The following is a 24,582-nucleotide window of genomic DNA, read 5'->3' as shown; positions in this document are numbered from 1 at the left end:
AAACTTGGACGTACTCTCTCTGATCCCGCAATTCGGCAATTTGATCTACACCATCGTTGCCTTTGTGATCGCCCTGTCCGTGATCGTCGCGGTGCATGAATACGGCCATTACATCGTCGGTCGCTGGTCCGGTATCCATGCCGAGGTGTTCTCGATCGGGTTTGGCCCGGTGCTGTGGAGCCGCACCGACAAGCGCGGCACCCGCTGGCAGATCGCGGCCCTGCCGTTTGGGGGATATGTCAAGTTTTTGGGCGATGCCAACGCCGCGTCGGGCAAAGACGAAGAGGCAATGCAGGAAATTATCGAGCAAAGCCCCGAAGAATTGCGCCGCACGATGCACGGCGCGCCGCTTTGGGCGCGGGCAGCCACGGTGGCCGCCGGGCCTGCGTTCAACTTTGTCATGTCTATACTGGTATTTGGCCTGATCTTCCTGTCTCAGGGTGTCACAAAAGAGCCCCTGACCGTTGGAAAGCTTTTCCCTTTGCCCGGAACAGTGCAAGAGCTTCAGGACGGGGATGAGATCGTTGCCATAGGGGGCGTACAGGTACCTGATTTTGATCAGCAGGGCGCGTGGGCCGATTTTTCGGACGCTTTGCCGGTAGAATCCACGCTGGACTATACTGTGATCAGAGATGGTCAGACGCTGGATGTCAGCGGTCCCTGGCTGTATCCGCCGCTGATCCAGCAGGTCGCGCCGCGCAGTGCCGCTATGGATATCGACCTGAAACAGGGTGATGTCATCACTGCAGTCAACGGCGACCCGATCTTTGCGTTCGAACAGCTCAAAGAGCACGTTGAAAGCTCGGATGGAAAAGTACTTCTGCTGGATGTCTGGCGTGACGGGGCCGAGCTGGAATTTGCTCTGGCGCCGCGCCGCACGGATGAACCACAGCCAGATGGCGGGTTTGTGACCCATTGGCGCATCGGTATTGTCGGCGGGATGGTTTTGGAACCAGCAACCGAACCGGCGGGCGTCATGGAATCTTTGACCGGCGGCGTTCGGCAGACAATGCGGATAATCGACGGCTCGCTTTCCGGTATTTGGCACATGGTGACGGGGGCGATCAGCACCTGCAACATGTCAGGGCCTATCGGAATCGCCGAGACCTCGGGTGCGATGGCGAGCCAGGGAGCGCAGAATTTCATCTTCTTCATCGCCGTTCTGTCCACGGCTGTGGGCTTGCTGAACCTGTTCCCAATCCCCGCGCTGGATGGTGGGCATCTGGTGTTTTACGCCTATGAGGCCGTTGCCGGAAAACCGCCCAGCGACGGGGTTTTGCGGGTACTGATGGGGGTGGGGGTCTCGTTGATCCTCGGGTTGATGATTTTCTCGGTGTCCAACGACCTGTTCTGCTGATTGTGGCGGGGCATTCACAGCAATGCCCCAATTCCGCCCCAATTTACCGATATCTTTGGGAGTGAATTTTACGTTGCGTCAGAGGGTGCGATGACAAAGGCACTTAAAAAATCGGTCAAAAGCTTTGGCTTCTTGTTCGTGCTGAACTGGGACGCGCTCTTGTTCTTTGGTGCGACGGCCTGTGCCATGGCCGGATGGGCTTACCTGATCACCATGTGATTCTGCCCCAAATGTGAAAATGACTTTCAGCGGCCCTTGTGGCCGCTTTGTGTTTTCGTCTTTTGACAAGAATAAATAATCCCGGTACTCAGCATTAAAGTCCAAAAAAATGCCGGGTAGTGAAAAATGATTTACAGGCGAGGCGCGGGTACATCCTGCGGAGGTCAGCAGTCGAAGACCAACATTTTGTGGCAGTCACTAACGTTTATTTTCCTTTTTGCCGCCGTAAGCTTAGTGGCCGTTCCACAAGCCGCGGTGGCGCAGCCGTTCGTGATCAACTCGTTCGAAGTTGAAGGGAACCGGCGCATCGAAACCTCGACGATCATTGCCCGGACAGGCATTGAACCGGGGCAAACTGTGACCGCAGGTGAGTTGAATGATGCGTTCCAGCGTTTGCTTGACAGTGGTGTTTTTGAAACAGTTGAGCTGACCCCACGCGGCAGTACGCTTGTGATCGAGGTTGAGGAATACCCGACGATCAACCAGATCAGCATCGAAGGAAATCGCCGCGTCAAGGACGACGTTCTGCTGGACGCAATCTCATCCGAACCACGTCGCGTCTTTACCGCTGAGGTGGCCGAAGCGGATGCCGATCTTATCGCCGAGATCTACTCGTCGCAGGGCCGTGTATCGGCGACAGTTATTCCGCGCATCATTCGCCGGAGCGACAATCGCGTAGACTTGGTGTTCGAAGTGGCAGAAGGCACCACCATTGAGGTTGAGCGTGTCAGCTTTGTGGGCAACCGCGCTTATTCCGACCGTCGCCTGCGCCGTGTTCTTGAGACCAAGCAGGCGAACTTCCTGCGGACGTTCCTGCGGGGCGACACGTTCATCGCCGACAGGATTGAGTTCGACAAGCAGGTGATCCGCGATTTCTATCTGTCCCGCGGATATGTCGATTTCCGCGTCAACAGCGCCAACGTCGAGTTTACCCGCGAACGAGACGCCTTTTTCCTGGTTATGAACATCACCGAGGGGCAAAAGTTCTCATTCGGCAAGATCACGACCGTCAGTGAAATTCCGAGCGTTGATCCTGCGGCCTATCAGGATGCGCTCAAAATCAAGCCTGGCGTAACCTATACACCATCTCTGGTTGAAAACTCGATTGCCCGGATGGAGCGTTTGGGTATTCGGCAAGGTGTAGACTTTCTGCGGGTAGAACCGCGTGTCACCCGCAATGCACGGGATCTGACGCTGGACGTTGAATTCGTGTTGACCCGCGGTCCGCGTATTTTTGTTGAGCGCATCGACATTGAAGGCAACACAACGACACTGGACCGCGTGATCCGCCGTCAATTCGACACCGTCGAAGGCGACCCGTTCAACCCGCGCGAAATCCGTCAGGCGGCCGAGCGCATCCGTGCGCTGGGTTTCTTCGCTGTGGCTGATGTCGAGCCGCGTGAAGGGTCGACGCCCAGCCAGGTAATCGTGGATGTTGATGTCGAGGAACAGCCGACCGGCTCGCTGAGCCTGGGTGGTAGCTTCTCGGTCTCGGATGGTTTTGGCCTTGCCGTTGGTTTGAGCGAATCCAACTTTCTGGGGCGGGGTCAGACGGTCGCTTTGAACCTGTCGACGGCGCAAGACTCTGAGCAATACACGTTGAGCTTCTCCGAACCCTATCTGCTTGGCCGCAGGCTGCGCTTTGACGTGGGGCTGGGGCTGTCGTCCACAAACTCTAGCTTTGCAAGCTTTGACACCGAAACTTTGTTCTTCCGGCCGCAGTTGAGCTATGCGATTGGCGAATTGTCCTCGCTGCGCCTGCGGTATAGCTGGGAAAACAGCGAGATGACCCAGCAGGATAACCTGGTCAACGGTGCCGTGATTGCTTCGGAAATCGCACAGGGGGAACGGTCAACCAGCGCAATCGGAGTATCCTATGTCTATGATAGCCGTCTTGGGGGGCTGAACCCGAACGCCGGTGTCCTGTTTGAAGTTGGCGTAGATGCTGCCGGGCTTGGCGGTGACAACGAATACTTCCAGACCACCGCACGTGGTATCGCGCAAACCCGCGTCTGGAACGAAGAAGTCGTCCTGCGCGCAACTCTGGAACTTGGCGCACTCAGCTGGCAGGGCGATGACTTCAGCCGGACCCTTGACCGCTTTGTTCTTGGACCCAGCGTGTTTCGTGGATTTGAACCAGCCGGTATTGGCCCGCGCGACCTTTCGAATGGTCAGGACGACGCGATCGGCGGAAACTATTACTGGGTCGCGCGGTTCGAATCCGATTTCCCACTGGGCCTGCCCGAGGAATTGGGACTGCGTGGCGGCGTTTTCTATGACGTTGGCAACCTCTACAACATTGATGATGTAGACACGACCGGCGCCAACATTGTCGGCGCCGACGGCTCTATCCGGCATGTGATCGGGGTTGCGGTGCTATGGGATACCCCGTTTGGCCCGCTGCGCTTTAACTTCTCGCAGCCGCTGAAAAAGGAAAGCTTCGACAAAGAGCAGAACTTTGACTTTACCATTCAGGCAAGGTTCTGATCTTCAATGCCGATGTTTGCGATCACGAAAATGCAGGGCCCGTTGCGGGCCCTGTGTGTTTTGATCCTGCTGCTAACGGGCGGAACACTGCATTCTCAGCAACTGGGCGAACCGCAAAGCAGTGTTCTGACGGTCTCCAGTGAACGTCTGTTTACCAATTCGGAGTTTGGCCAAAGAATCCTGCGCGAGATCGAGGCCGAGGGAATACTTCTGGGCGACGAAAACGAACGGATCGTCGAAGAGCTGAGTCGTGAAGAAAAGGAACTGACCGAAAAACGCTCGACCATGACAGCAGATGAGTTTCGCCCATTGGCCGAAGCCTTTGACAGCAAAGTTCAATCGCATCGCGAAGGTCAGCGGGCCAAGCTGGACGCGTTGGCGCGCCGCAGCGAAGAGGCACGGCAGCGGTTTGTCGAATTAGTACAGCCGGTTTTGATTGACCTGCTGCGAGAGACAGGCGCGTCGATCATCATCGAGCGATCCAGCGTACTTCTCAGCTCGGACAGGACTGACATTACTGACGCAGCTATTGCCCGCATCGATGCGGAGATTGGTGATGGCAGCGACCTTGAAAACGCACCTGACCAATAGGTTTGCTTGCCCTTGGCGCGCGGTATTGCTAACCACGCCGCAAACAGAAATCCAGAACGGGACGACGACATTATGAGCACGGAAACCAAGAGCGCCGACATTCAGCTGATCCAGCGGATATTGCCGCATCGCTATCCGTTTCTGTTGGTCGACAAGGTTGTCGACATCTCGGGCTATCAGTCGGCGGTCGGCATCAAGAATGTCACCATGAACGAGCCGCATTTCCAGGGCCATTTCCCCGGCACTCCGATCATGCCGGGCGTCACCATTGTTGAGGCGATGGCGCAGACGGCGGGCGTGATGCTGGGCGTTGGCATGGACGTGATCGACAGCGAGCTGCTGATCTATTTCATGAACATCGACAAATGTAAGTTCCGCCGCAAGGTGATCCCGGGTGATGTGCTTGAAATGCACGTTGAAACCGTGCGCGGCAAAAAAGGCGGCAAGATCTTCAAATTCAGCGGTCGTGCCACCGTTGATGGTGAGGTCGCGGCCGAGGCTGAATTCTCGGCCTATGTCGACTGGGATATGGAAAAAACGACATGAGCGGCATTCACCCAAGCGCAATCATCGAAGAAGGTGCGCAGATCGGTGAGGGCTGCATCATCGGGCCGTTTTGCTATGTCGGCGCTCAGGTCAAGTTGGGCGATCGGGTCGAGCTGAAATCGCATGTGGTTGTGACCGGTGATACTTCGGTTGGTGACGAGACGGTCATTTTCAACTTCTCAGTCATCGGGGAAATCCCACAGGACCTGAAATTCGGCGGCGAGGATACGCGGCTGGAGATCGGCAAGCGCAACCGCATCCGCGAGCATGTGACGGTGAATACCGGAACAGAAGGCGGCGGTGGTGTGACTCGGATCGGCGATGATTGCCTGCTGATGGCGGGCGTTCACGTGGCGCATGACGTGCAGATCGGCAACCGGGTGATCATGGTCAACCATGCCGGGGCGGCCGGGCATTGCGTGATCGAAGACGACGTAATCGTGGGCGGTATCTCGGGCCTGCATCAATGGGTGCGCGTTGGCCGCGGTGCTATTATTGGCGCTCTGACCATGGTTCCGAATGATGTCATCCCTTACGGTCTGGTTCAGGCACCCCGTGGGGAATTGGACGGGTTGAATCTTGTCGGGCTAAAGCGCAAGGGCGTCTCGCGTGAGGATATCTCGGCGCTGCGAGCCGCATTCCGCGAGCTGTCGACGGGCGATGGTACGTTCATGGAACGCGCCCATCGGGTCGGCGCAGACAACCAGAGTGAATACGTCCAGCGGATCGTCGATTTCGTCACCGGTCACTCTGACCGCTCATTCCTCACACCCGGGAAGTAAGCCGATGCTGGCGTTGATTGCCGGAACTGGCGCATTACCGGGTGAGGTGGTCGACCGCCTTGCCGACCGTCCGTTAGTTTGCGCGATGGAAGGGTTCGTACCCGACACGCTGACCGCCGATGTAACTTTCCCGCTGGAACAATTGGGCAGCTTCATAGCAGACCTAAAGACGCGCGGCGTGACCGAGGTTTGCATGGCCGGTGCCGTGCGCCGTCCGGCCATTGATCCCGCGCGGATTGACGCGGCGACGATGCCTCTGGTTCCGGTGTTGCAACAGGCGATGATGTCCGGTGATGACGGAGCTTTGCGCGCGGTGATCGGTATTTTTGAGGATGCCGGCCTGACCGTTCGCGCCGCGCATGAGATCGCGCCTGCGCTACTGCCTCAGCTTGGGTGCCTGACCGAGGCGCAACCGTCCGGGTCTGACCTCGCCGATGCCGAGCGCGCAGCTGGGATATTGCGGGCGATGGGTGCGGCGGATATCGGGCAAGCCTGCGCTGTTTCGAAAGGGCAGGCACTGGCGGTCGAAAGCATCTTTGGTACCGACTGGATGCTTCAGTCGCTGACCCAGCGCCCGGATGCGGGCGGAGGGGTTCTGTTCAAGGCCCCCAAACCCGATCAGGATCGCCGCGCCGATTTGCCAACGATTGGGCCGGATACCGTGTCCGCCGCGGTGGCCGCTGGTCTGGCTGGAATCGTCATCGAAAAGGGTGGCGTGATCGTGTTGCAGCAGGACCGGGTGGTCGACGAATGCAACCGTCTGGGACTGTTCCTGCATGTGCGCGAGCGGCTCAGCTAATGCGGGTCTTTTTGGTCGCCGGTGAACCTTCGGGCGACCGTCTGGGCGGCGCGTTGATGGAGGGGCTACGCAGCCTTGTACCGGACATTCGGTTCGACGGAGTCGGTGGGCCGCTGATGCAGGCGCAGGGTCTGGACAGCCGGTTCCCGATGTCCGAACTGTCGGTGATGGGTCTGGTAGAGGTTCTTCCTAAGTTCTTTCACCTCAAACGCCGGATCACCGAGACGGCACAGGCGGTTCTGGACACACAGCCCGATGTGCTGATCACCATCGACAGCCCTGATTTTTCGTTGCGGGTTGCGAAGCTGGTGAAAGCCTCTAGCAATATTCGCACGGTACATTACGTGGCCCCTAGTGTGTGGGCCTGGCGACCGGGGCGGGCGGACAAAATGGCCAAAGTGATTGATCACGTTCTGGCCCTATTGCCCTTTGAGCCGCCCTATATGGAACGCGCCGGGATGGAATGCGATTTCGTCGGCCATCCTGTTGCCAGTGAACCCGCGGCCACCGAAAGCGATATTCACGCGTTCCGTACAGCACATAGCCTTGGGGATGCGCCGATCGTTCTTGCCCTGCCGGGATCTCGTGGCGGAGAGATCGAGCGTCTGGCCCCAGTGTTCGGTGATGCTCTGCATCTGTACCTCAAGGACAAGCCCGAGGCCCGAGTGGTGGTGCCTGCGGTTGCGCATATGGTGGACACCGTGCTTGGCCACGTGAAGTCGTGGCCCGGAAACCCGGTTGTCGTTGATCCGCGCGCACTGTCTGCGGATCAGGCGGCTCAGCAGAAACGCGCCGCATTCGCTGCCGCGGACCTCGCTCTGGCGGCATCCGGAACGGTGTCGTTGGAGCTGGCCGCACAGGCGACACCGATGGTGATTGCATATCGGCTCAGCTGGCTGACGCAAAAGATGGCCGAACGGATGGTCAAGCTGGATACCGTCACTCTGGTCAATCTTGTGTCCGAGACGCGGGCGGTGCCGGAATGCCTGTTGGATGAGTGCGAGCCCGGCAAGATTGCCGCCGCTCTGACGCAGGTCGCGGCTGCACCGGACTCGCAGCAACGTGCGATGGAGCTCACGATGGACCGCCTTGGTCGCGGCGGCGAAGCTCCGGGTCTGCGCGCGGCCAACGCTGTGCTACAACGAATGTCTGCCTGAGATGGTTGAGCATCTGCTTTTCGCCATATCCGCTGGGGTCGCCATGGTATCGACCAATCTGGATAATCTGGCGGTGCTGCTGGGCCTGATGCTGGTCATGGATAATCGGCGCGCGGTTGCCGGATTTGCGGTGGCTCAGGCGATTGTACTGGCTTTGGCGCTAGGAGTGGCAACAGGGCTGAGCCAAACCGGATTGCCGGCATGGATTGGGTACCTGGGACTGATCCCTTTGGTGTTGGGGCTGCGTGGCATCTGGCGGCAATTCACCACGGCCGATCAAGCTGAGGGAGAGATCAAAGGTGATGTAACCTCAGTCGTTGCGTTGTTTCTCAGCCTATCGGTCGACAGTTTTGCCCTGATGACGCCGCTGCTGGCCGACTCTGCGCCCGCGTTCCGGCTGACCGCATTGGTTGGGGCAGCCTGCGCCTCTGTCAGTCTGGCTCTGATTGCGACGTGGGGTGCGCCTCGTGCGAAAATCCTCGGCCCGCGCGTTGCGCGACTGGACCGGATTGCGCCTTATGTCATGGTCTGCGCTGGTCTTTACATTTTGCTTAACTCGCCAACCGACGGGCTGTTATGAAACACAGTTATCGGTTTCGCTGAAACCAGATATGGAAAAGGAGAGCTTTGATGTCCCGTATCCCTCCGCTGACCGATGAACAGATGACGCCTTCTGCTCGTGCCGCACATACTGAGCTGGGGGCATACGGACCCTTCGACAACTGGGCCCGGGTGGCCGCCCATTGCCCACCGGTACTGGAGCATGTGAGCGGCATGTTGACCAACCTGCGGGCGCAAGCCACCTTGCCGCGCCGCGCGCTGGAACTGGCGATGGTCACGGTGTCCAAGCTGAATGCCTGCGACTACTGCGTGTCTCATCATACCCCGTTGTTAACCGTGGCAGGGCTGAGCGCCGAAGGCGCTGCCCGTTTGCCAGATGTCGACGATCACCCCGAACTGGATGGCTGTGATAAGGCGGTTGTACGGTACGCAGAGGCGGTGACGATCCGATCGGGCCGGATGCGAGATGCCGAGGTCTCGGACCTGCGAGAGTGGTTCAGCGATGCTCAGATCGTTGAGCTGACATGGCGCATCGCCCTGTGCGGCGCGTTCAATCGGTTCAACGACGCATTGCAGATCCAGATTGAGCCTGAGGTCGACCCGGTCTCAGCTTAGTATCCGCGCCAGATCCAGCCGCCACCGAAAATGCGGCTGCCTTCGCTGGCATAGAACACACAGGCCTGACCCGGTGAGATGCCTTCTTCGGGGGTCAGCAATTCAACCTCAGCGGTCGTATCGGACTGCGGCCTGATGATCGCCTCACGCGGCGGGCGGGTCGATCGGACCTTGACCGACAGGTGCCATTCACTGCGTGAGGTGAAGGGTTCATCACCCAGCCAGTTGATCTCGCGCACAGGAACGACGCGGGTGGCCAGCATTTCCTTGGGGCCGACCACGACCTGCTTTTTGTCCACGTCCAGCTTAACCACGTAAAGCGGGTCGTTGAGGCCGCCGATGCCCAGTCCACGGCGCTGACCGATGGTGTAGTGGATTACGCCGTTATGCTGCGCCAGAACGCGACCGTCGGCATGAACGATCTCACCTAGTTCCGCAGCGCCGGGGCGTAGTTTCTCAATCACGCTGGCATAGTTGCCGTTGGGCACGAAACAGATATCCTGACTGTCGGGTTTGTCTGCGACCGCCAGCCCGTACTGTGCCGCCATCTCGCGCGTTGCGTCCTTTGAGGGCAGGTGGCCCAGCGGAAAGCGCAGGTAATCCAGCTGCTCGGGCGTGGTCGAGAACAGGAAGTAAGACTGATCGCGGTTGGCATCCTCGGCGCTATGCAGTTCTGGCCCGTTCGGACCCATCTTGCGCTGGATGTAATGGCCGGTTGCCATACAGTCAGCCTCAAGGTCCTTGGCCGTTTCCAGCAGGTCTTTGAACTTCACCCGCTCATTGCAACGGATACACGGAACCGGAGTCGCACCCGCCAGATAGCTGTCGGCGAACTCGTCAATCACGGCATCCTTAAAGATGTTCTCATAGTCCAGAACGTAGTGCGGAAACCCACGTTCTTCGGCCACGCGCCGCGCATCATGAATGTCGATCCCGGCGCAGCACGCCCCCTTTTTGGCAAGCGCCGCGCCGTGGTCATACAGCTGGAGGGTCACGCCCACCACATCATATCCCTGATCGGCCAGATGGGCGGCCACAACAGAGCTGTCCACGCCACCGGACATGGCAACAACCACCCGCGTTTCCGAGGGCGGTTTGGCAAAGCCAAGCGAATTGATTTGGGTCTCGGCGGCGAGGGCCATGGCGATTCCAGTCCGGGTTAAGAAAGACCGGCAGAATATAGGAAAATTCTACACACTCTCAAGGGGCGGTTTCACGCGACATTAAGTAGGCTGGGGTCAGCTTTGTCGCAGCACGAAGAGGGTTAAGAGATGTTTTTGCACAAAGTCGAGGGGCCAAGGTCCGTAACCTTACCGGATGGCACGGTTTTATCGCGCGCCGACCTGCCGCCCGAGGACACGACCAGATGGGTTGCATCCCGAAAAATTATCGTGGTGCGGGGGGTGCTGTACGGGCTAATTTCCCTATCCGATGCCAAGAAGCGATATGGGTTGAGCGATGAGGAATTCAATTCATGGGTTTCAGCAGTTGCCGAGCATGGGACCGACGCGTTGAAAGTGACCGCATTAAAAAAATATCGACAACCTAAAGATGAAAGTGAATAAATGATTCAACGGTAACGTCAGATTAACCATTTTTGATCAGGCTCAATTTGAAATTGGTAAATTGACCCGAATTGGAGCAGTAAATGCGTATACTACTTGTCGAGGATGATCCAACCACGTCCAAAAGCATTGAACTTATGCTGACGCACGCCAACCTTAACGTCTATGCGACGGACCTTGGCGAGGAAGGCATCGACCTGGCGAAGCTTTACGATTACGACCTGATCCTTCTTGACCTAAACCTGCCGGATATGAACGGGCATGAGGTTTTGCGCCAGCTGCGCATCGCGCGGGTTGAAACGCCGATCCTGATCCTGTCGGGGGCCGACGATACCGAAAGCAAGATCAAAGGCTTTGGGTTCGGTGCCGATGACTACATGACCAAACCGTTCCATCGCGAAGAGCTTGTGGCCCGCATCCACGCCATCATTCGCCGGTCCAAGGGGCATTCTCAGTCCATCATCCACACCGGCCGCGTCGCCGTAAATCTGGACGCCAAAACGGTCGAGGTTGAGGGTAAGGCGGTTCATTTGACCGGTAAGGAATACCAGATGCTGGAGCTGCTGAGCCTGCGGAAGGGGACGACGCTGACCAAGGAAATGTTCCTGAACCATCTCTATGGTGGCATGGATGAACCCGAATTGAAGATTATCGACGTGTTCATCTGCAAGCTTCGCAAAAAACTCAGCAACGCAACAGGCGGCGAAAATTACATCGAGACCGTCTGGGGCAGGGGCTATGTCCTTCGTGATCCGCAAAGCAATACGCTTGATGAAACACGGATGGCGATCGGCGCCTGAACGAAACACGGTCGCCTGCGGTCCGGGGCGATCACTCTCACTCACTGAACAGCACGTCTGGACCTGACCATGGCCTCGCCCTATCACTGAGATCCAAGAATACGTGACAGGGCGAGGCCATGAGCAAATTGATTCCGGTATCTGACCTGACAGAGGACGCCGCGCGCGCAGAACTTGCGCAATTGGCGCAGCAGTTGGCGCGGGCAAATGACTTGTATCATGGCGAGGATGCGCCAGAAATTTCCGACGCCGACTTTGACGCTCTCAAACGCAGAAATGCAGAGATCGAGGAACGGTTTCCGCATCTGAAACGCACGGATAGCCCCTCGGAGCAGGTAGGTACGCGCCCGGCTGAGGGGTTTTCCAAGGTCACGCATTCGGTGCGGATGCTGTCTCTGGGCAACGCCTTTGATGATGATGACGTACAGGACTTTGATCGCTCAATTCGGAAATACCTTGGGAAGGAGAGGGATGACCCTCTGTCCTTTACGGCCGAACCCAAGATTGACGGCTTGTCGCTGTCGCTGCGCTATGAACACGGCAAGCTGATTCAGGCGGCGACCCGTGGGGACGGTGAAGTTGGGGAAAACGTCACAGCGAATGCCCGGACAATTGCCAACATCCCGCAGGTTTTGGAGAATGCGCCTGATATTCTGGAGGTGCGCGGCGAAGTCTACATGTCGCACAAAGATTTCGAAGATCTGAACGCGCGGCAGGAGGAAGCCGGCGAGAAACCCTTCGCCAACCCCAGAAACGCGGCTGCGGGGTCGTTGCGGCAATTGGATTCCAGCATCACGCGGTCTCGCCCTCTCAAGTTCTTCGCCTATGCGTGGGGGGAAGTGTCAGAGCCCCTATCAACGACCCAGATTGGGGCAATTGAGCGTTTGGCTTCCCTTGGATTCGCGACGAATCCTCTGACCCGACTGTGCGAGAATACCGGTCAAATCCTAGACCACTACCGGCAGATCGAGGCGCAACGCGCGACGCTTGGCTATGACATCGACGGCGTCGTCTACAAAGTAAACGATCTGGCGTTGCAGGCGCGTTTGGGGTTCCGATCCACAACGCCTCGCTGGGCGATCGCTCATAAATTCCCCGCTGAACTGGCCTGGACCCGGCTCGAAGAGATTGACATTCAGGTTGGACGGACCGGAGCGCTCAGCCCTGTTGCACGCCTTCATCCGGTCACGGTGGGGGGCGTCGTTGTATCAAATGCCACATTGCACAACGAGGATTACATCGCCGGGCGGGACGCCAAGGGTGGCGATATTCGCGATGGCAAAGACATTCGCGAAGGCGATTGGGTGCAGGTCTACCGCGCAGGTGACGTCATCCCGAAAATCGCGGACGTGGATGTTTCAAAACGCCCTGCATCGGCGACTCCGTTCGAGTTTCCCACGACCTGCCCCAAATGTGGCAGCGATGCGATCCGCGAAGAGGGAGACGCTGTCAGACGCTGTACCGGAGGCGTGATTTGTCCCGCACAAGCCGTTGAGAAGTTAAAGCATTTCGTCTCGCGCAAGGCGTTTGACATCGAAGGGCTTGGCGCAAAACAAATTGAGATGTTTTACGACGATCCTGATTTGCCCATCAAAACGCCAGTCGACATATTCACGCTGCATCAACGCGATGCCAGCAATCTCAACAAATTGGCAAACCGCAAGGGGTGGGGTGCGCAGAGTTCGGGCAACCTTTGGGCTGCCATCGACGAAAAACGGGACATTCCGTTTGGACGGCTTCTGTTTGCACTGGGCATTCGGCACATGGGGGAGGCTGCCTCGAACCTGATAGCAAATCACTATGGAACTTGGGCGGAATTTGAACGTTCGGTTACTGCTGCTGCCGGGTTTGAAGGCCCCGAATGGGACGACCTTCTGGGCGTCGATGGGGTAGGAGAGGTCATGGCACGTGCGCTGGTCTCTGCCTTTGCGCAGGACGCTGAGCGGGCCAGTATCGACGCGCTTGTGGCACAACTGAATGTGCAGGAGGCCAAACGCCCCGATACTTCAGGCAGCCCGGTTGCCGGAAAGACGGTTGTTTTCACCGGCACGCTGGAAAAGATGACCCGTGCCGAGGCCAAAGCGCGCGCTGAGGCGTTGGGGGCAAAGGTCTCGGGTTCGGTCAGTAAGAAAACCGATTTGCTCGTCGCGGGTCCGGGCGCTGGATCCAAGGCCAAGAAGGCCGCAGAACTTGGCATCGAAACGCTGGACGAAGATGGCTGGCTCCAACTGATCGGAAGCCTATGAGCGGCCGCCCCGAGCTTTTGTTTCCGCTGTTTGCGGGCCTGGAGACACTCGAAGGGGTGGGGCCGAAAACGGCGCAGGTTTTGATGCAGGCGGGAACCGAGTCGCCTCGGGATGTCCTGTTCAGCCTGCCTTATGCGGTGATTGACCGCCGCCGTCGCGATACGATCAAGGGCGTTGATCTGCCCGCCACCCTGACCGTCGAGGTGACGGTCGGCGCGCATAGACCGCCGCGCAACAAGGGTGGGGCTTACCGCGTTCACGTAGAGGACAGCCAGTCGGATTTCCAACTGGTCTTTTTCCATGCGCGCGGGGACTATTTGAAACGGGTGATACCGGAAGGCTCGCGCAGGGTGATCTCGGGCAAGCTGGAATTGTTCGATGGAATGGCGCAGATGGTCCATCCCGATCACATGCTGTCGGTAGAAGACGCGCAGGACATCCCGGAGTTTGAACCTGTTTATCATCTGACGCAGGGGATTACGCAAAAGACCGCCTTCAAAGCGGCCCGAAGTGCGCTGGCGCGTGCCCCCGAGCTAACTGAGTGGGTTGATGGTGAACTGGTCGCGAAACAGGGCTGGGTAAGTTGGCATGACGCCATTTCAGCGGCCCATAATCCGTTGGGTGCGGATGATGTTTCAACCCATGCACCCGCGCGGGAACGTCTGGCCTATGATGAGTTGTTTGCGCATCAGCTAACCTTGGCATTGGCGCGACTGCGAGAAAGAAAGGCCAAGGGTATCACCAGCATCGGTACCGGTGCTTTGCAGGCCAAGGTCCTTTCCAGCCTGCCGTATAAACCGACCGGCGCACAGATACGGGCTATTGATGAGATCGCAGGCGATATGGCCTCGGATGCGCGCATGAATAGGTTGTTGCAAGGGGATGTGGGGGCCGGAAAAACTCTGGTTGCGCTCATGGCGTTGCTGATCGCGGTTGAGGCCGGAGGGCAGGGCGTCATGATGGCTCCGACTGAGATTTTGGCCCGTCAACATCTGGAAGGGTTGCGTCCGCTGGCAGAAGAGGCCGGCGTGGTTCTGGAAATCCTGACCGGGCGCGACAAAGGGGCCGAGCGGCGCGCCAAGTTGGCCGCGTTGAAAAATGGCGACATTCAGATTCTTGTAGGCACTCATGCCGTGTTCCAGAGCGATGTTGAGTTCGATGCGCTTCGTCTTGCGATCGTGGATGAGCAGCACAGATTTGGCGTGCGACAGCGGATGGAGTTGTCGGAAAAGGGCAAGGGCGCGGATGTTCTGGTTATGACCGCCACGCCGATTCCGCGCAGTCTGGCGCTGGCACAATATGGCGATATGGATGTGTCTGTGCTGGACGAGAAACCTCCGGGTCGTAAGCCAATCAAGACGGCGATTGTCAGTACCGAACGCATTGACGAGGTCGTTTCGCATCTGCGTCATGCGATTGATGAAGGGCGGCAATGTTACTGGGTGTGTCCTCTGGTCGATGAATCTGAAGTGTCGGATCTGACCGCGGCTGAGGAACGGTTCAAACGACTGCGCGCCATTCTGGGGGATGATGCAGTCGGTTTGGTGCATGGCCAGATGCCGCCCGCTGACAAAGATGCCGCGATGAAAGCGTTTCAGAACGGGCAGACCAAGGTCTTGGTTGCGACCACCGTGATCGAGGTGGGGGTCAATGTGCCGAACGCCTCAATCATGGTGATCGAACGGGCCGAAATCTTTGGATTGGCTCAGTTGCATCAGCTGCGTGGCCGCGTGGGGCGGGGCGAGGCGGACTCGACGTGTTTGCTGATGTATCAGCCTCCGCTCAGCGAGGGAGGGCGCAGGCGGTTGGAGGTGCTTCGCGAGACCGAGGATGGTTTTCGTATCTCGGAAACCGATCTGCAAATGCGTGGAGCGGGCGACCTGATCGGAACAGCCCAGTCCGGTTTGCCGAAATTCCGCATTGCCGATCTTGAGCGGCAGGCAGGATTGATGGCGACAGCTCAGACGGATGCGCGCGCGTTGCTGTCCGTGGACCCGCAGTTGCAATCCGAAAGGGGCAAGGCCGCGCGCGTTCTGCTGTGGCTTATGAAACAGGATCAGGCGATCCGTTTGATTTCAGTGGGTTAGGGGTTTTGTTCCCGTAAGTTCACAAATGTTCTTAAAAAGTTCTTTACCGACTCGGTAAAATATGAGAACAAAAGGTCAACAAAGGATTAAAACTCGACCGGAGGTGAGACCATGCTGACCCAGATCAAGACCGCCCTGACCCGTTCGCAATCGACGATTTTGCAGGACGCTGCCGGGGCCGTGTCTTTGGTGGTCATGCTGATGGTTGCACTACACCTGCCGGGCGCGTTCTGACCCTTTCTGCCTGCGATCTCGTGCCGACAAAACCGCGCTGTCATCCCCATTTCAGTCAAGGGTGACCTGCCTGTCCCATTTCCCTTGAGGGGCCTGCCTCGGCCCCGCGTGGCTATCCGGATCCCACACGAGAAACGCACAACCTGCCGCCGCCCTTTCCGCCCGGAAGGTGCGGCGGTTTTTTTCTTAGAGTTGTCCGGTCTTCATGATCTCAAGAAGGGCGGACAAAACAGAATTCACCGCGACTGAGGCCAGGATCATGCCCATAACGCGGCTGATGATCGCCGCACCCGAATGCCGAATTAGTCGTATGATCGGGTCAGCCAGCAGCATCAATACGAATGAGATCAGAATGACCGACAGCATCACAAGCGCCGTAATCCCCTGATCTGCGACACTATACCGGTTATTGTCGGTCAGAATGACGATCGCCAGCATCGCACCTGGTGAGGCCAAAGACGGCACCGCCAGCGGGAAAATTGCGGGGTTGGGCCGGTTGGCTGATATCTCTTCTTCGGCCTCATGCTGTTCGACGACCTGTTTGCTTTCGCCAAAAATCATCGTCAGGGCAAAAAGAAACAGGATGATGCCGCCAGCGACCTGGAACGAGTTTAGCCCGATATCCAGTGCCTCGATCAGCAACTGACCGAAAATCAGGAAGAACAACAAAACGCCTGCGCTAACCAACGCAGCCAACAGCGCAGTCTTGCGGCGGGAGGACACCGAAAGCCCCGCAGTAACGGCGATGAAAACGGGGATGGTTCCAATCGGGTCGATTACGACCCAAAGCGTGACAAAATGTTCAAGCAATTTTTCCAATCCAATCCCCCCGACATCCCTAAGAGTGGTTAAACCGAATTGCCTGAAAATTCCATTTTTATGCGCAGTTGGCTTGCTCTGCCTGCTCCATCGCGTCAGCCGCGGCCTCAAGCGACAACAGGATTGAGGCATGGCGGTTCTTGTAATCCCGGGCGGGGATCAGAACCTCAAGCCCATCAAAGGGCGCATCCGGTGCAGGTCCGTCTTTTTTGAGCATGGCGGAAAGTTGATCGCGCGCGGCCTCAACCTGCGCCCGAGTGGCACCGATGATCGCGCTACCCACAACCGAGGCCGAAGCCTGACCCAGCGCACAGGCTTTGACGTCCTGACCAAACTCGGCAACTTTGCCGTCCTGCATCTTAACGTCCACGGTCACCGTCGATCCACACAGGGGCGAGCGTTTTTTCACCGTGGCATCAGGGTTCTCAAGCCGGTCGAGATGCGGAATATCCGCAGCAAGCGCAAGAATGCGGCCGGAATAGAGCTTTATCAGGTCGTTCTCGCCGGACATGGGTTTCCCTCGTTGACTGTTCCCCATACATAGTGAGCATCCACCGGGATGCAAAAGGTTTTTCTCATGTCCGCCACTGTCACGTTTGATCCGTCGCAACTGAAATTCAACGAAGCTGGTCTGATCCCTGCCATCGCGCAGGATGAAAGCACGGGCGAGGTATTGATGATGGCGTGGATGAATGTTCAAGCCATTGAGAAGACACTGGAAACCGGGCGCGTTACTTATTGGTCGCGCTCCCGGCAGTCCTTCTGGATCAAGGGCGAGACCTCGGGCCATGTGCAGGAATTGGTCGATTTTCGGTTTGATTGTGACCGGGATTGCATTCTGGTGATGGTGCGTCAGACGGGTGCGGCCTGTCACACGAACCGCAGAACCTGTTTTTACACAGCTGTTCGCGATGGGGCTGAAATCGAACTAATGAAGCCCATGGAATAAGCCGGTTACAGCCCGACCATAGCGCGAATGTCAGAAGGTGAAGCGCCGTCATTGCGGTATTTAGCGACGGCACGCGCATCGTCGCGCTTGGCCAAACGTTTGCCGGATTCGTCACGGATCAGCTCGTGGTGAATGTAATGTGGCGTTGCCAGCCCCAGCAAGGCTTGCAACACGACGTGAATGCGGGTGGCCTCGAACAAATCCTGACCGCGCACAACATGGGTTATTCCTTGCGCGGCGTCGTCCAAAACGACCGATAAATGATAGGAAGTACCCATATCTCTGCGGGACAGAACGACATCTCCGATTGTGTCCGTCAAATCGGACAGGGTGAATTCTATCGTCCCGGCCTCGCCATTTGGACCTGCGCCAGACTCGTGAAAAGCGCCGACCGTTTTGGTGGCCTTGGCCTCACCCAGCAGTTTTTGACCCGCAGCGGCCATGTCCATCCGTAAGGGAACGTCCTGGGGGCGCGACCCTGTGCGGTCCGTACGCTTGCGGCATGTCCCAGGGTAGACGATACCGTCCGGACCAAGCAACGGTGCGCCTTCCTGCGGGGCGCTGACCGCAGCCGCGATGTCTCGGCGGTTGCAGGTGCAGGGATACAGTAAGCCCTGCGACCACAGCTGATCCAACGCCTGATTATAGATGTGTGGACGTTCTGACTGACGCATCACAGGTTCGGCCCATGAAAGGCCAAGCCAATTCAGATCATCATAGATCTGCTCTTCCCAATGTGGGCGTGAGCGAGAGCGGTCGATATCTTCAATCCGCAATAGGAATTGCCCGTTTCGGGACGCAGCCAGATCATGCGCCAGAATTGCCGAATAGGCATGCCCAAGATGCAAAGGGCCGGTCGGTGAAGGCGCAAATCGGGTTTTGAAAGTCACGCTTTTTCAACAATATACACGTCAGATTTCAGGTCCATTCCCGGCAGGTGTGGGCCGTGTTCGCGAAATAGCAGTCGGGCGGCCCCCATGTCCAGCCAGTCATTCAGGCGTGAGGTGTAAGATACGTCGTCAAGCGTATGATCGTTAAAGGAAAAGCCCAGCATCCCACCCCTAGGCAAGGCGTGCATCAGCATGTCAAAAACCTGAGGCGGAGCGGCCCCGGTACCGATGACGCCAATGGCCGTAATCGCCTTGTATGCGCCTTTTTTCAACGGGTTTGGGTCCGTAATCTCAAAGGTGGAGAGCGTGCGGTAAATACCTTTGGCCTTGGCGCCTTCCAACATCAGTGGGGTTGGATCGACACCGTCGATGATCTGAAACCCAACCGTGTGCAGGGCCTCGCCGGAAAGGCCGGTGCCGCAGCCATAGTCCAGAATTGGCGTCTGGGGTTCCGGCAATTTCGACCACAACGCCTCGGCCACGCGCCCCGGTGTAGCATAGCCATTTGCGCCAACCTCAGCATCGTAAGACGAAGCCCATTTCTGATAGTGCGCGCGGGTATCCTGAGGCGTTTCCAGGTCGTAGGTGTCTTTGAGGAATTTATCGCTCATACACCGATGTTACGCCGCGCGGACCCTATGCGTCCAGTCAGCTTTGCGCGAGCCACCTGGTCCATTCGGCTTTGGCCCGATCCGTATAAGCTTTGTAGCGATCTTTGCGGCCCCGGCGCCCGCCTTTTAGCCCGTCCACCGGGCGGAACAGGCCAAAGTTGACGTTCATGGGCTGAAAGGTCTTGGCTTCGGCCCCACCGGTAATGTGGTGGATCAAAGCGCCCATGGCGCTGTCTTGCGGCACCTCAGGTAGGGTGTGGCCCAGTATCTCAGCAGCGGCCAACCGACCGGCCAGCAGACCCATCGCTGCGCTTTCAACGTAACCCTCAACCCCGGTGATCTGACCGGCAAAGCGGATATTGGGGCGCGATTTCAGCCGCATCTGCGCGTCCAGCAACGTCGGAGAGTTGATGAACGTGTTTCGGTGAATCCCCCCGAGACGCGCGAAGCTGGCATTTTCCAGCCCGGGGATCATGCGGAAAACTTCGGTCTGGGCGCCGTATTTCATCTTGGTCTGGAAACCGACAATGTTGAACAGAGTGCCAAGAGCATTGTCGCGGCGAAGTTGTACCACTGCATGCGGTTTGACGTCGGGCTGGTGCGGGTTTGTCAGCCCGACCGGTTTCATCGGTCCATGACGCAGAGTTTCACGCCCGCGTTCCGACATGACCTCGATGGGCAGGCAACCATCGAAATAGCCCGCCATTTCACCCTCGTGAAACTCGGTCTTGTCGGCGGCCAGCAGGGCGTCGATGAAGGCTTCGTACTGGTCGCGATCCATCGGACAGTTCAGATAGGCGGTCCGTTCCTCTTCGGTCTCACCCTTGTCATAGCGCGACTGCATCCACGCTTTTCTCATGTCGATGCTGTCGGCATAGACGATGGGCGCAATGGCGTCGAAAAACGCCAGCGATTCCGCGCCGGTTTCCGTGCTGATGGCTTCGCCCAACGCCGAGGACGTCAAAGGACCGGTTGCAATGATCCAGTGGCCATCATCGGGCAGGGCGGTGACTTCTTCCCCAGTGACTTCGACGCGGGGGTGGTCGCGCAGTTTGGCGGTCACGGATTCCGCAAATGGATCGCGATCGACGGCCAGCGCGCCACCAGCGGGCAGGCGATGCGCGTCGGCAGTTGTCATGATCAGCCCGTTTGCAGCCCGCATCTCCCAATGCAGCAGGCCAACGGCGTTTTGTTCGTCATCATCGGAGCGAAATGAGTTCGAGCAAACCATCTCGGCCAGATTGCCGGTCTGATGCGCAAAAGTGCCCACTTTGGGCCGCATTTCGTGGATTACCACATCCACGCCCATTTCCGCCGCCTGCCAGGCGGCCTCGGACCCGGCCATGCCGCCGCCCACGATATGCAATTTCTGTGTCATGCGCTGCCAAATAGGGCAGAGCACAGCGCAACGCAACATGCGCTAAACGGTTCACAGCTGTTAGGTGATTTTGGGGTCGCCGCTGCGGGAATGTCGATGCCGGTGAGAGAAACCAGCTGGAGGGACCTTCCGCCCACGGCGACCCAAAAAGAGTCTTCAGAGACTAAGCTCTGTCTCAGCATTGCCACAGTGTCGCCCTTTTGAAAAGTGCAAAAATGCGAACAGTGGCGAAAAATGTTGATTACAATCGCGTTATTGGTGCCAATTTGGCGCTCTTTTTTCGATAAATGCAGATATTCCTTCTTCGGTATCCCGATGCAGCATATTCTGTGCCATTACCTCTCCGGTGTATTTGTAGGCCTGCTCAATCGGCATTTCCAGTTGCTGGTAAAAGGCTTGCTTGCCGATCTTAACGGCCGAACCCAGCTTGGCAGCCAGTTGCTCAGCCAGAGTGGCGGCTTCGTGTTCCAGCAACATTTCCGGCACCACACGGTTGATCAATCCCAACTCTACTGCCTTTTCCGCGGCTATAAAGTCTCCGGTCGTCAGCATCTCAAAGGCCTGTTTGCGCGGGATGTTGCGGCTGAGGGCGACCATGGGGGTCGAGCAGAACAACCCGATATTCACACCGTTTACGCCAAATCGCGTACCCTCGGCGGCAACTGCCAGATCACAGGTCGCCACCAGTTGGCACCCTGCGGCCGTAGCAATGCCGTGGACCTGAGCAATTACGGGTTGGGACAGGGATCGGATCGACAGCATCATCTGCGCACATCTGCTGAACAAATCCTGAAAATAAGCTTGTCCACCATCCTCGGCTTGCCGCCCCGCAGTCATCTGTTTCAAGTCATGCCCCGCGCAGAACGCCTTGCCCGCGCCCTTGAGGATCACCGCCCGGATCGACGTGTCATCGCGCAGGGCGTCGAATTCGGCCTGAAGGGCTGCCAGCATCTCATCGCTCAGGGCATTCAGACGCTCGGGCGCGTTCATTGTCAAAGTGGCAATCGCGCCTGTGTCGTTACGTTCCAAAATTGCCATCTTGCCCTCCGTTTAGATGTCGGGCCAACTCTAGGTCGGCAAATCGAGGAGGGGAAGCATGTCATTGGCAATGTGCCGCGAAGAGCTGACTGAATACATGGCGCAGATTTTTCCGCAGGTGATACAGGATTTTGTCATTGAGGACCTGAGCGAGGAGACAATCGTGATGCGGCTTGTCGTCAGAGAACACCATCTGCGGCCCGGGGGGACGGTGTCCGGGCCTTCGATGTTCGGTCTGGCCGATATCTGCGTTTATGCAATGATACTGGCCCGCAAGGGCCGGCAATCGCTTGCCGTGACGACCAACAGCTCGCTTGATTTCCTGCGCAAGCCTGAGGGTGGGCGTGATCTGGTAGCCCATTGCCGCCTGTTGAAACTGGGGCGAAATCTGGCTGTGGGCGATGTTCTGATGTTCTCGGATGGGTCCGATAAGCCTGTCGCGCGCGCCACTATGACATATTCGATTCCACCCGAAGGGTCTGCGGCAGCTGCTTTCGGATAAAAAAGGCCGGGCAGAGCCCGGCCAGGAAGAGGTCCCGTTAAGGGACTGGGGATATTCTAGTTCTGCCAGAAGTAGCGGGCGCTCTCCTGACGGGCCTGATACCTGGTCAGGCCGACATCCTTGAGCAGCCTGTCATCCAGATTGGACAAATTGACACGACTGCGGCGTTGGCGTTCCCACTTTGTGACAGTCGCTGCAAACCGCACGGCCAGCGCGGCGATCAGCGGCAGCCGGGGACTGTCGTTCAGCAGCAAGAGGGCGGGGTTGTGCATTGCGCGTGTCATAGTGGGTATCCTTTCAAATTGTATTGACACAAACGTAATATGTTCGGTATTTGTATTTGATACATTCAGGATTGTGTCAAAAGCAAAGGAAGAATTGTAATGGATACAATTTGGCCGGAGGCGCTGCCGAAATCTAAGGGACCCAAGTACACTCTGGTCGCGGACACGATCCGAAAAGCGATTGATAACAAGATGCTGGCGGTAGGCTCGAAACTGCCTCCGGTGCGGGAATTGGCGTATCGGTTACAAATCACACCCGGCACAGTCGCACGCGCTTATACGATTCTGACGGATGAGGGGTTGTTACAAGCTGAGGTCGGGCGTGGTACATTCGTGGCGCCTCCGAAATCGCCTATTCTGGATGATGTGTGGGCGCGGCAATTGTATCTGCGTGATGACAAATACAACGCCAATGTCAGCCTGTTCAGCCCTCGTCTTGCAGATGTGGGGCAGGTGGCCCTGATCCGCGAATGTATGAAAAAAGTGTCCGAGGCCGATCCAGGTCTGTTCATGAATTACCCGACCCGGGATGCGTACCAACCGATGCGACAAGCCGTGGTCGATTGGTTGTCAGATCTGCCCCTGGGGGCGATTTCTCATGACGATATTGTACTGACGCATGGCGGTCAGAATGGCCTGTGTCTTGTGTTTCAGACGATTTTACGCGGGGCCAAACCCGTCGTTCTGGTCGAAGACCTGTCCTATGCCGGGTTCCGCCGGGCCGGAGAGTTGATGCGTGCTGACGTCATTGGCGTCAAAATGGACAAGTGGGGTATCGACCCGCATGCGATGGAGCATGTTCTGCGTCAAACCCCGGCGCAAGCTGTTTGCGTTTCGCCCGAAGTTCAGAACCCCACCGGGGCGCACACACCCTTGGAGCGCCGAAAAGAGATTGTTGAGGTGGCTCGTCGGTTTGATGTGCAGATAGTCGAGGATGATTGCTATCGCATGGGCGATGCGCGCGAACCCAGCTTTCGCGCCCTTGCGCCCGAACGGGGTTGGCATGTGTCCTCGATCTCCAAGACGCTGACACCTGCATTGCGTGTTGGCTTTGCCATCGCCCCACGGGAAAGAAGCGTCGATTTGAGGCGCTCGGCCGAATATGGGTATTTCGGTCTTGCCCAGCCACTGGCCGAGTTGACCCGATTAATGCTGTCAGATCCCAGAACGCGCAAGATTGCGCAGGATGTTCGGGCCAAGATGGGTGAATACGTGCGCGTCACAGTCAACGCCTTGGGCGGGTTCGACCTCAACTGGGCACCGGATGTTCCCTTTGTCTGGCTGCACCTGCCGTCAGGGTGGCGCGCCGCGGCCTTCAGTCGAGCCGCTGAGCGCGACGGAATACAACTCCGTTCTGCCGATGAATTTGCACTCCGAGACGGGCGCGCGCCGAATGCGGTGCGTATTGCAATGAATGGGCATGTGTCGCTGGAACGGTTTGAGGATGCGATGCAGCGTTTGCGGCGGTTGCTGGACAACCCGCCGGAACAGATCAGCGTCTAAGCGACTAACTCAAAGGGGCCGGATGCCCAAAGAACCCAGCCAGTTGTACGATCCGGCCATCGGTGTCGAAACGCGCGAAATCATGACCTGAAACCACAATAGACCCGTCCGACGCGACCATATGCCATGTGAAATGCGCGACATCATGGTGTTGGGTTGGTTTACTGGTCAATTCCACGCGACCTCCGGCACTGCTTAAAACCTCTCCGATATGAGTGGCCAGATGAGCGCGGCCGTGGACGTCGGCAGTGGGGTCAGTATAGCGTCCATTTTCGGCAAAACAGCGCTCCAACAAAGCCAACCGCTTTGGCGCGTCGGTTTCTTGCCACGCGGCCCCGTAATCGGCGATGGTTTGGTGCGAATCCGGCATGGTTTTTCCCTCTTGGCCAAAAGAACGGGTGGTGCGAGTGTAGCAAGGGCAGGAAATTGGTGCGCAAAATTCGCCTCAGATGTGGGGTAAAATAATACCTATTTTATAAGCTATTGAAAACACAATATTTAAAGGCGTTTGACGCAGTTGACCTGCGCCGCACACCCCTCTAAATACGCTCCATCGAATTCG

General features: G+C 57.6%; 27 protein-coding genes. 18 read left to right on the top strand and 9 right to left on the bottom strand.

Annotated features, from left to right (window positions below):
- The first annotated feature begins 4 nt into the window (after window positions 1-4).
- From rseP to ACOQOY_RS20495, 10 genes are all read left to right on the top strand, one after another.
- Window positions 5-1,357: an RIP metalloprotease RseP gene (gene rseP, locus ACOQOY_RS20540; RefSeq protein ID WP_420587169.1), complete on the top strand. Its 1,353-nt coding sequence runs from the start codon at window positions 5-7 to the stop codon at window positions 1,355-1,357.
- A gap of 90 nt (window positions 1,358-1,447) precedes the next feature.
- Window positions 1,448-1,576: a hypothetical protein gene (locus ACOQOY_RS20535; RefSeq protein ID WP_420587168.1), complete on the top strand. Its 129-nt coding sequence runs from the start codon at window positions 1,448-1,450 to the stop codon at window positions 1,574-1,576.
- Between the two features lie 126 nt (window positions 1,577-1,702).
- Window positions 1,703-4,063: an outer membrane protein assembly factor BamA gene (gene bamA, locus ACOQOY_RS20530; RefSeq protein WP_420587167.1), complete on the top strand. Its 2,361-nt coding sequence runs from the start codon at window positions 1,703-1,705 to the stop codon at window positions 4,061-4,063.
- A 30-nt stretch (window positions 4,064-4,093) separates the two neighbouring features.
- Window positions 4,094-4,654 (top strand): OmpH family outer membrane protein, encoded by a 561-nt coding sequence (locus tag ACOQOY_RS20525; RefSeq protein ID WP_420587166.1) that lies wholly within the window; start codon window positions 4,094-4,096, stop codon window positions 4,652-4,654.
- Between the two features lie 72 nt (window positions 4,655-4,726).
- Window positions 4,727-5,200, top strand: a complete 474-nt coding sequence (gene fabZ / locus ACOQOY_RS20520) for a 3-hydroxyacyl-ACP dehydratase FabZ (RefSeq protein WP_170358383.1) — start codon at window positions 4,727-4,729, stop codon at window positions 5,198-5,200.
- Window positions 5,197-5,982 carry an acyl-ACP--UDP-N-acetylglucosamine O-acyltransferase gene (gene lpxA / locus ACOQOY_RS20515; RefSeq protein ID WP_420587165.1) on the top strand — a complete coding sequence of 262 codons (786 nt, stop codon included), beginning with the start codon at window positions 5,197-5,199 and terminating at the stop codon, window positions 5,980-5,982. The genes fabZ and lpxA overlap by 4 nt, the downstream gene beginning before the upstream one ends.
- 4 nt (window positions 5,983-5,986) lie before the next feature.
- Window positions 5,987-6,781 (top strand): LpxI family protein, encoded by a 795-nt coding sequence (locus tag ACOQOY_RS20510; protein WP_420587164.1) that lies wholly within the window; start codon window positions 5,987-5,989, stop codon window positions 6,779-6,781.
- Entirely contained in the window at window positions 6,781-7,938 is a 1,158-nt protein-coding gene (gene lpxB / locus ACOQOY_RS20505; protein ID WP_420587163.1) for a lipid-A-disaccharide synthase, read from the top strand. Before ACOQOY_RS20510 ends, lpxB begins: the two co-directional genes overlap by 1 nt.
- Window positions 7,939-7,981: 43 nt before the next feature.
- Complete coding sequence (locus ACOQOY_RS20500; RefSeq protein WP_420587162.1) at window positions 7,982-8,518, top strand: hypothetical protein; 537 nt, start codon at window positions 7,982-7,984, stop codon at window positions 8,516-8,518.
- 50 nt (window positions 8,519-8,568) lie between these two features.
- Window positions 8,569-9,114 (top strand): carboxymuconolactone decarboxylase family protein, encoded by a 546-nt coding sequence (locus tag ACOQOY_RS20495; protein ID WP_420587161.1) that lies wholly within the window; start codon window positions 8,569-8,571, stop codon window positions 9,112-9,114.
- Here the strand turns inward: ACOQOY_RS20495 and mnmA are convergent.
- On the bottom strand, window positions 9,111-10,256 hold the full coding sequence (gene mnmA / locus ACOQOY_RS20490) for a tRNA 2-thiouridine(34) synthase MnmA (protein WP_420587160.1): 1,146 nt from the start codon (window positions 10,254-10,256) through the stop codon (window positions 9,111-9,113). The two genes, ACOQOY_RS20495 and mnmA, sit on opposite strands and share 4 nt — an antisense overlap.
- 129 nt (window positions 10,257-10,385) lie before the next feature.
- On the opposite strand from mnmA, the gene ACOQOY_RS20485 reads away from it, so the two are divergent.
- The 5 genes from ACOQOY_RS20485 (at window position 10,386) to ACOQOY_RS20465 (ending at window position 16,046) form a co-directional block, all read left to right on the top strand.
- Entirely contained in the window at window positions 10,386-10,679 is a 294-nt protein-coding gene (locus tag ACOQOY_RS20485) for a DUF1153 domain-containing protein (RefSeq protein WP_420587159.1), read from the top strand.
- Window positions 10,680-10,762: 83 nt separating this feature from the next.
- Entirely contained in the window at window positions 10,763-11,479 is a 717-nt protein-coding gene (gene ctrA / locus ACOQOY_RS20480; RefSeq protein ID WP_420587158.1) for a response regulator transcription factor CtrA, read from the top strand.
- 119 nt (window positions 11,480-11,598) lie between these two features.
- Entirely contained in the window at window positions 11,599-13,725 is a 2,127-nt protein-coding gene (gene ligA / locus ACOQOY_RS20475; RefSeq protein ID WP_420587157.1) for an NAD-dependent DNA ligase LigA, read from the top strand.
- Window positions 13,722-15,812 (top strand): ATP-dependent DNA helicase RecG, encoded by a 2,091-nt coding sequence (gene recG / locus ACOQOY_RS20470; protein ID WP_420587156.1) that lies wholly within the window; start codon window positions 13,722-13,724, stop codon window positions 15,810-15,812. The genes ligA and recG overlap by 4 nt, the downstream gene beginning before the upstream one ends.
- Window positions 15,813-15,923: 111 nt before the next feature.
- Entirely contained in the window at window positions 15,924-16,046 is a 123-nt protein-coding gene (locus tag ACOQOY_RS20465) for a hypothetical protein (protein WP_420587155.1), read from the top strand.
- A 186-nt stretch (window positions 16,047-16,232) separates the two neighbouring features.
- Here ACOQOY_RS20465 and ACOQOY_RS20460 read toward each other — a convergent pair whose 3' ends face one another.
- A complete protein-coding gene (locus ACOQOY_RS20460; protein ID WP_420587154.1) occupies window positions 16,233-16,865 on the bottom strand; it encodes a MarC family protein in 633 nt (210 codons plus the stop codon).
- 58 nt (window positions 16,866-16,923) lie between these two features.
- Window positions 16,924-17,376, bottom strand: coding sequence for an iron-sulfur cluster assembly scaffold protein (locus ACOQOY_RS20455; RefSeq protein ID WP_420587153.1), 453 nt, complete (start codon window positions 17,374-17,376; stop codon window positions 16,924-16,926).
- Window positions 17,377-17,424: 48 nt separating this feature from the next.
- Here ACOQOY_RS20455 and hisI point away from each other — a divergent pair, with 48 nt between their 5' ends.
- Window positions 17,425-17,814, top strand: a complete 390-nt coding sequence (gene hisI, locus ACOQOY_RS20450) for a phosphoribosyl-AMP cyclohydrolase (RefSeq protein WP_420587152.1) — start codon at window positions 17,425-17,427, stop codon at window positions 17,812-17,814.
- A gap of 5 nt (window positions 17,815-17,819) precedes the next feature.
- Here hisI and gluQRS read toward each other — a convergent pair whose 3' ends face one another.
- The 4 genes from gluQRS to ACOQOY_RS20430 form a co-directional block, all read right to left on the bottom strand.
- A complete protein-coding gene (gene gluQRS / locus ACOQOY_RS20445; protein ID WP_420587151.1) occupies window positions 17,820-18,704 on the bottom strand; it encodes a tRNA glutamyl-Q(34) synthetase GluQRS in 885 nt (294 codons plus the stop codon).
- Window positions 18,701-19,315 carry a class I SAM-dependent DNA methyltransferase gene (locus ACOQOY_RS20440; RefSeq protein ID WP_420587150.1) on the bottom strand — a complete coding sequence of 205 codons (615 nt, stop codon included), beginning with the start codon at window positions 19,313-19,315 and terminating at the stop codon, window positions 18,701-18,703. The genes gluQRS and ACOQOY_RS20440 overlap by 4 nt, the downstream gene beginning before the upstream one ends.
- A gap of 37 nt (window positions 19,316-19,352) precedes the next feature.
- Window positions 19,353-20,693: a methylenetetrahydrofolate--tRNA-(uracil(54)-C(5))-methyltransferase (FADH(2)-oxidizing) TrmFO gene (trmFO, locus tag ACOQOY_RS20435; protein WP_420587149.1), complete on the bottom strand. Its 1,341-nt coding sequence runs from the start codon at window positions 20,691-20,693 to the stop codon at window positions 19,353-19,355.
- 252 nt (window positions 20,694-20,945) lie between these two features.
- The gene (locus ACOQOY_RS20430; RefSeq protein WP_420587148.1) at window positions 20,946-21,731 is read right to left on the bottom strand and encodes an enoyl-CoA hydratase; all 786 of its coding nucleotides are present in this window, start codon (window positions 21,729-21,731) and stop codon (window positions 20,946-20,948) included.
- Between the two features lie 58 nt (window positions 21,732-21,789).
- On the opposite strand from ACOQOY_RS20430, the gene ACOQOY_RS20425 reads away from it, so the two are divergent.
- The gene (locus tag ACOQOY_RS20425; protein WP_420587147.1) at window positions 21,790-22,233 is read left to right on the top strand and encodes a PaaI family thioesterase; all 444 of its coding nucleotides are present in this window, start codon (window positions 21,790-21,792) and stop codon (window positions 22,231-22,233) included.
- A 56-nt stretch (window positions 22,234-22,289) separates the two neighbouring features.
- Here the strand turns inward: ACOQOY_RS20425 and ACOQOY_RS20420 are convergent, their stop codons facing one another.
- Window positions 22,290-22,517, bottom strand: coding sequence for a DUF1127 domain-containing protein (locus ACOQOY_RS20420; protein ID WP_420587146.1), 228 nt, complete (start codon window positions 22,515-22,517; stop codon window positions 22,290-22,292).
- A gap of 99 nt (window positions 22,518-22,616) precedes the next feature.
- Here ACOQOY_RS20420 and ACOQOY_RS20415 point away from each other — a divergent pair, with 99 nt between their 5' ends.
- A complete protein-coding gene (locus ACOQOY_RS20415) occupies window positions 22,617-24,020 on the top strand; it encodes a PLP-dependent aminotransferase family protein (RefSeq protein ID WP_420587145.1) in 1,404 nt (467 codons plus the stop codon).
- Window positions 24,021-24,024: 4 nt separating this feature from the next.
- Here the strand turns inward: ACOQOY_RS20415 and ACOQOY_RS20410 are convergent, their stop codons facing one another.
- Window positions 24,025-24,390 (bottom strand): nuclear transport factor 2 family protein, encoded by a 366-nt coding sequence (locus ACOQOY_RS20410; protein WP_420587144.1) that lies wholly within the window; start codon window positions 24,388-24,390, stop codon window positions 24,025-24,027.
- Window positions 24,391-24,582 lie beyond the last annotated feature (192 nt).

Source organism: Ruegeria sp., assembly GCF_965221235.1.
Taxonomy (GTDB): Bacteria; Pseudomonadota; Alphaproteobacteria; order Rhodobacterales; family Rhodobacteraceae; genus Ruegeria.
Note: the sequence above shows the minus strand (reverse complement) of the source record. Positions and strands in the feature narration are given on the sequence as shown.

Excerpts from the sequence above, each read along its gene's own strand:
- ACOQOY_RS20535 (WP_420587168.1), top strand. The coding sequence starts at position 1,448 with ATGACAAAGGCACTTAAAAAATCGGTCAAAAGCTTTGGCTTCTTGTTC.
- bamA (WP_420587167.1), top strand. The coding sequence starts at position 1,703 with ATGATTTACAGGCGAGGCGCGGGTACATCCTGCGGAGGTCAGCAGTCG.
- ACOQOY_RS20525 (WP_420587166.1), top strand. The coding sequence starts at position 4,094 with ATGCAGGGCCCGTTGCGGGCCCTGTGTGTTTTGATCCTGCTGCTAACG.
- fabZ (WP_170358383.1), top strand. The coding sequence starts at position 4,727 with ATGAGCACGGAAACCAAGAGCGCCGACATTCAGCTGATCCAGCGGATA.
- lpxA (WP_420587165.1), top strand. The coding sequence starts at position 5,197 with ATGAGCGGCATTCACCCAAGCGCAATCATCGAAGAAGGTGCGCAGATC.
- ACOQOY_RS20510 (WP_420587164.1), top strand. The coding sequence starts at position 5,987 with ATGCTGGCGTTGATTGCCGGAACTGGCGCATTACCGGGTGAGGTGGTC.
- lpxB (WP_420587163.1), top strand. The coding sequence starts at position 6,781 with ATGCGGGTCTTTTTGGTCGCCGGTGAACCTTCGGGCGACCGTCTGGGC.
- ACOQOY_RS20500 (WP_420587162.1), top strand. The coding sequence starts at position 7,982 with ATGGTATCGACCAATCTGGATAATCTGGCGGTGCTGCTGGGCCTGATG.
- ACOQOY_RS20495 (WP_420587161.1), top strand. The coding sequence starts at position 8,569 with ATGTCCCGTATCCCTCCGCTGACCGATGAACAGATGACGCCTTCTGCT.
- mnmA (WP_420587160.1), bottom strand. The coding sequence starts at position 10,256 with ATGGCCCTCGCCGCCGAGACCCAAATCAATTCGCTTGGCTTTGCCAAA.
- ACOQOY_RS20485 (WP_420587159.1), top strand. The coding sequence starts at position 10,386 with ATGTTTTTGCACAAAGTCGAGGGGCCAAGGTCCGTAACCTTACCGGAT.
- ctrA (WP_420587158.1), top strand. The coding sequence starts at position 10,763 with ATGCGTATACTACTTGTCGAGGATGATCCAACCACGTCCAAAAGCATT.
- ligA (WP_420587157.1), top strand. The coding sequence starts at position 11,599 with ATGAGCAAATTGATTCCGGTATCTGACCTGACAGAGGACGCCGCGCGC.
- recG (WP_420587156.1), top strand. The coding sequence starts at position 13,722 with ATGAGCGGCCGCCCCGAGCTTTTGTTTCCGCTGTTTGCGGGCCTGGAG.
- ACOQOY_RS20465 (WP_420587155.1), top strand. The coding sequence starts at position 15,924 with ATGCTGACCCAGATCAAGACCGCCCTGACCCGTTCGCAATCGACGATT.
- ACOQOY_RS20455 (WP_420587153.1), bottom strand. The coding sequence starts at position 17,376 with ATGTCCGGCGAGAACGACCTGATAAAGCTCTATTCCGGCCGCATTCTT.
- hisI (WP_420587152.1), top strand. The coding sequence starts at position 17,425 with ATGCAAAAGGTTTTTCTCATGTCCGCCACTGTCACGTTTGATCCGTCG.
- ACOQOY_RS20440 (WP_420587150.1), bottom strand. The coding sequence starts at position 19,315 with ATGAGCGATAAATTCCTCAAAGACACCTACGACCTGGAAACGCCTCAG.
- trmFO (WP_420587149.1), bottom strand. The coding sequence starts at position 20,693 with ATGACACAGAAATTGCATATCGTGGGCGGCGGCATGGCCGGGTCCGAG.
- ACOQOY_RS20430 (WP_420587148.1), bottom strand. The coding sequence starts at position 21,731 with ATGGCAATTTTGGAACGTAACGACACAGGCGCGATTGCCACTTTGACA.
- ACOQOY_RS20425 (WP_420587147.1), top strand. The coding sequence starts at position 21,790 with ATGTCATTGGCAATGTGCCGCGAAGAGCTGACTGAATACATGGCGCAG.
- ACOQOY_RS20420 (WP_420587146.1), bottom strand. The coding sequence starts at position 22,517 with ATGACACGCGCAATGCACAACCCCGCCCTCTTGCTGCTGAACGACAGT.
- ACOQOY_RS20415 (WP_420587145.1), top strand. The coding sequence starts at position 22,617 with ATGGATACAATTTGGCCGGAGGCGCTGCCGAAATCTAAGGGACCCAAG.
- ACOQOY_RS20410 (WP_420587144.1), bottom strand. The coding sequence starts at position 24,390 with ATGCCGGATTCGCACCAAACCATCGCCGATTACGGGGCCGCGTGGCAA.